At 64.2% G+C, this 3297-nt stretch carries 3 protein-coding genes and 1 pseudogene; all 4 read right to left on the bottom strand.

Annotated features, from left to right (window positions below):
- Positions 1-564: pseudogene (locus tag WCJ41_RS20865) on the bottom strand (VWA domain-containing protein); the annotation flags it as partial.
- Positions 565-569: 5 nt separating this feature from the next.
- Positions 570-1493 carry a MoxR family ATPase gene (locus WCJ41_RS20860; protein WP_336907763.1) on the bottom strand — a complete coding sequence of 308 codons (924 nt, stop codon included), beginning with the start codon at positions 1491-1493 and terminating at the stop codon, positions 570-572.
- Positions 1494-1584: 91 nt separating this feature from the next.
- Positions 1585-2373: a xanthine dehydrogenase family protein subunit M gene (locus WCJ41_RS20855; protein WP_336907762.1), complete on the bottom strand. Its 789-nt coding sequence runs from the start codon at positions 2371-2373 to the stop codon at positions 1585-1587.
- Between the two features lie 18 nt (positions 2374-2391).
- Positions 2392-3297: molybdopterin cofactor-binding domain-containing protein (locus tag WCJ41_RS20850; RefSeq protein ID WP_336907761.1), on the bottom strand; the 906-nt coding region annotated here is incomplete at its 5' end.

The following is a 3297-nucleotide window of genomic DNA, read 5'->3' as shown; positions in this document are numbered from 1 at the left end:
ACTTGTCATGATCTCGGTGCGGTGCATGCGCAGCCGGGCGATGGCCTGGCGTGCCTGCGCCTGCTCGGCCACCGTCATCTGCTCGAAGTCCTTCTTCCGCAGAACCTCGTCGGCGGATGCCGTGAAGGTCGCGTCAACCTCAAGCTCGTCCTTCTTGTCACGCTGGCGGCTCTGCGTTTCCTGCTTGTCGAACATCGCCTCGGCAAGGCGGCGGAAGCCGGCCTTCTTGGCCTCCTCGGGCGCGTTGCGGGCAATCTGGTGGAAGAACAGCTGCATCAGCTGCTCCAGCATCTTGGGCTTCTTCCAGAACACGTGGAACGCCTGGTCGAACACCTCGCGCTGGTCGCGCCGCTTCACAAAGACGGCGTGCAGCGTCCAGTAGAAGTCATCGCGCGTCTTGAGAGAGCCCGACTGGGCAGCATCCAGCGCATCGAGCACGGCACCCGGGCCCACCGGAATGCCCGCCTCGCGCAGCACGCGGGCAAAATGCATGATGTTCTCCGCCAGCCGGCCCGACAGCGGGCGCTGGTTTTCGTTGGCAGGGCTGGAGAACGGGTTCTGCATGGCCCTTATGTATGCGACATCGTCCGGATTTCATCCTTGATCTGGTCAAGGATGCGCTTGGCCTCGGTGCCCTGCATGCGGCTGATGTCGTCCTGGTACTTGAGCAGAACGCCCAGCGTGTCGTTCACCATCTGCGGGTCGAGCGACATGGCGTCGAGCTCATGCAGTGCCGTCACCCAGTCCAGTGTCTCCGCCACGCCCGGCGACTTGTAGAGGTCGCCGCCGCGCAACGCCTGCACGAACAGAACCACTTCCCTGCCCAGCGCATCGGATGCCTTGGGGCGGCGCGCCTTGAGGATCTCAAGCTCGCGCTTGGCATCGGGGTAACCCACCCAGTGATAGAGGCAGCGCCGCTTCAGCGCGTCATGCACCTCGCGGGTGCGGTTCGACGTGATGATGACGATCGGCGGCTCCTCGGCCTTGATGGTGCCAAGCTCCGGAATGGTCACCTGGTAGTCGGAAAGCACCTCCAGCAGGAAGGCCTCGAAGGCCTCGTCCGTGCGATCCAGCTCGTCGATCAGCAGCACCGGGGCCTGACCCTTGGGTGCTTCCAGCGCTTGCAGCAGCGCCCGCTTGATCAGGAACCTCTCGGCGAAAATGTCATTGCCCAGTCGTTCGCGGTCAAGCTCGCCCGCCGCTTCGGCCAATCGGATCTCGATCATCTGCGCGGAATAGTTCCACTCATAGACGGCCGAATTGATGTCGAGGCCTTCGTAGCACTGCAGGCGGATGAGCTTGCGACCCAGCGTCTCGGCCAGGACCTTGGCGATCTCGGTCTTGCCGACACCCGCCTCCCCCTCGAGGAACAGAGGCCGGCCCATCTTGAGCGACAGGAACACCACCGTCGCAAGGTCGCGCCCCGCGATATAGCCGGTGGAGCGCAGGAGCGTCACGGTCTCGTCGATGCTGGTCGGCAGTTTGCTGGTCATTCGTCACTCCACCCTCTGGCGCCCCTCGCGAGGGGAAAACAGAAAAAGGCCCGCGACCGATGCGCGGGCCTCTCTCACGCAATCGTCAAGTTTACTTCGCCGCGTCCACGGCGCGCTTCGCCATGACCGTGATCAAATGAGCACGATATTCGGCGGAGGCGTGGAGGTCGCTCGAGATGTCCTTGGCCGAGACCTTGACACCGTTGAGCGAGGCCGAGGCGAAGCCCTTGCCCAGTGCTGCTTCGACGTCCTTGGCGCGGAACACGCCCGAGCCTGCACCCGTCACCGAGGCGCGAACGCCACCCGCCGTATCGGCCACGAACACGCCGATCATGGCATAGCGCGAGGCCGGGTTTGGGAACTTGGCGTAGCCTGCCTTCTTCGGCAGCGGGAACTCGACAGCCGTCACCACTTCCCCGTCTGCGAGCGCAGTCGAGAACATGCCGGTGAAGAAGTCCTCTGCCGCGATCTTGCGGGCATTGGTGTGAATGGTGGCGCCGAGGCCGACGCAGGCCGCGGGATAATCCGCCGCCGGATCGTTGTTGGCAATCGAACCACCGATCGTGCCCTTGTGGCGCACGTGGGGGTCGCCGATGTTGGCGGCAAGCCCGGCAAGCGCCGGGATCGCCTTCTTGACGTCGGCACTGGCGGCCACTTCGGCGTGGGTCGTACCGGCCTTGATGACCAGCGACGAACCGAGCGAAATGCCGACGTTCTTGAGAGCGCCGAGGTCGATGATGTCCGACGGCGAAGCAAGACCCTGCTTCATCGTGGGGATCAGCGTCATGCCGCCCGACATGTACTTGGCGTCGGGCTTTGCCTTGGCAGCCTTGACGGCGTCGTCAACCGAGGCGGGGCGATGGTAATTGAAGTTTTCCATGTGTCTGGTTCTCCCGCCTTATTCCGCAGCCTTCTTGAGGTGCTGCAACTGGTTCCACACGACGAGCGGCGTTGCCGGCATGGCCACGTCCTTCACACCCAGCGCATCCGTCACCGCGTTCATGATCGCGGGCGGAGAGCCGATGGCGCCGGCCTCGCCGCAGCCCTTCATGCCGAGCGGGTTGCTCGGGCACGGGGTGCAGGTGAAGCCGAGGTTGAAGGACGGAACGTCCGCCGCGCGCGGCATCTGGTAGTCCATGTAGGAACCGGTCACGAGCTGGCCCGACTCCTTGTCATAGACACAGCCCTCGATAAGCGCCTGGCCGATGCCCTGGGTGATGCCGCCATGCACCTGGCCTTCGACGATCATCGGGTTGATGACGTTGCCGAAGTCGTCGACCGCCGTGTAGTTGGCGACCGTGGTGACGCCCGTCTCGCCGTCGATCTCGATCTCGGCGATGTGAACGCCGGCCGGGAACACGAAGTTGGACGGGTCATGGAAGGCGCTCTCCTTCAGGCCCGGCTCGATTTCAGCCGAGTTGAACTTGTGCGCGACATAGGCCGACAGCGCCACTTCGCCGAAGGCCATCTTCTTGTCGGTGCCCTTCACGGTGAAGGTGCCGTTCTTGAACTCGATGTCGTCCACCGAGCTTTCCATCACGGCGGCGGCAATGCGCTTGGCCTTGGCTTCCACCTTGTCGAGGGCCTTGGAGATCGCCGTCATGCCGACAGCGCCCGAGCGCGAGCCGTAGGTGCCCATGCCGAACTGCACCTTGTCGGTGTCGCCATGGACGATCGCCACGTTGTTGATGTCGACGCCGAGGCGGTCCGACACCAGCTGCGCGAAGGTCGTCTCGTGGCCCTGGCCGTGGCTGTGGGAACCCGTGAGGATCTCCACCGTGCCGACCGGGTTGACGCGCACTTC

Source organism: Aestuariivirga sp., from assembly GCF_037139295.1.
Classification (GTDB): Bacteria; Pseudomonadota; Alphaproteobacteria; order Rhizobiales; family Aestuariivirgaceae; genus Aestuariivirga.
Note: the sequence above shows the minus strand (reverse complement) of the source record. Positions and strands in the feature narration are given on the sequence as shown.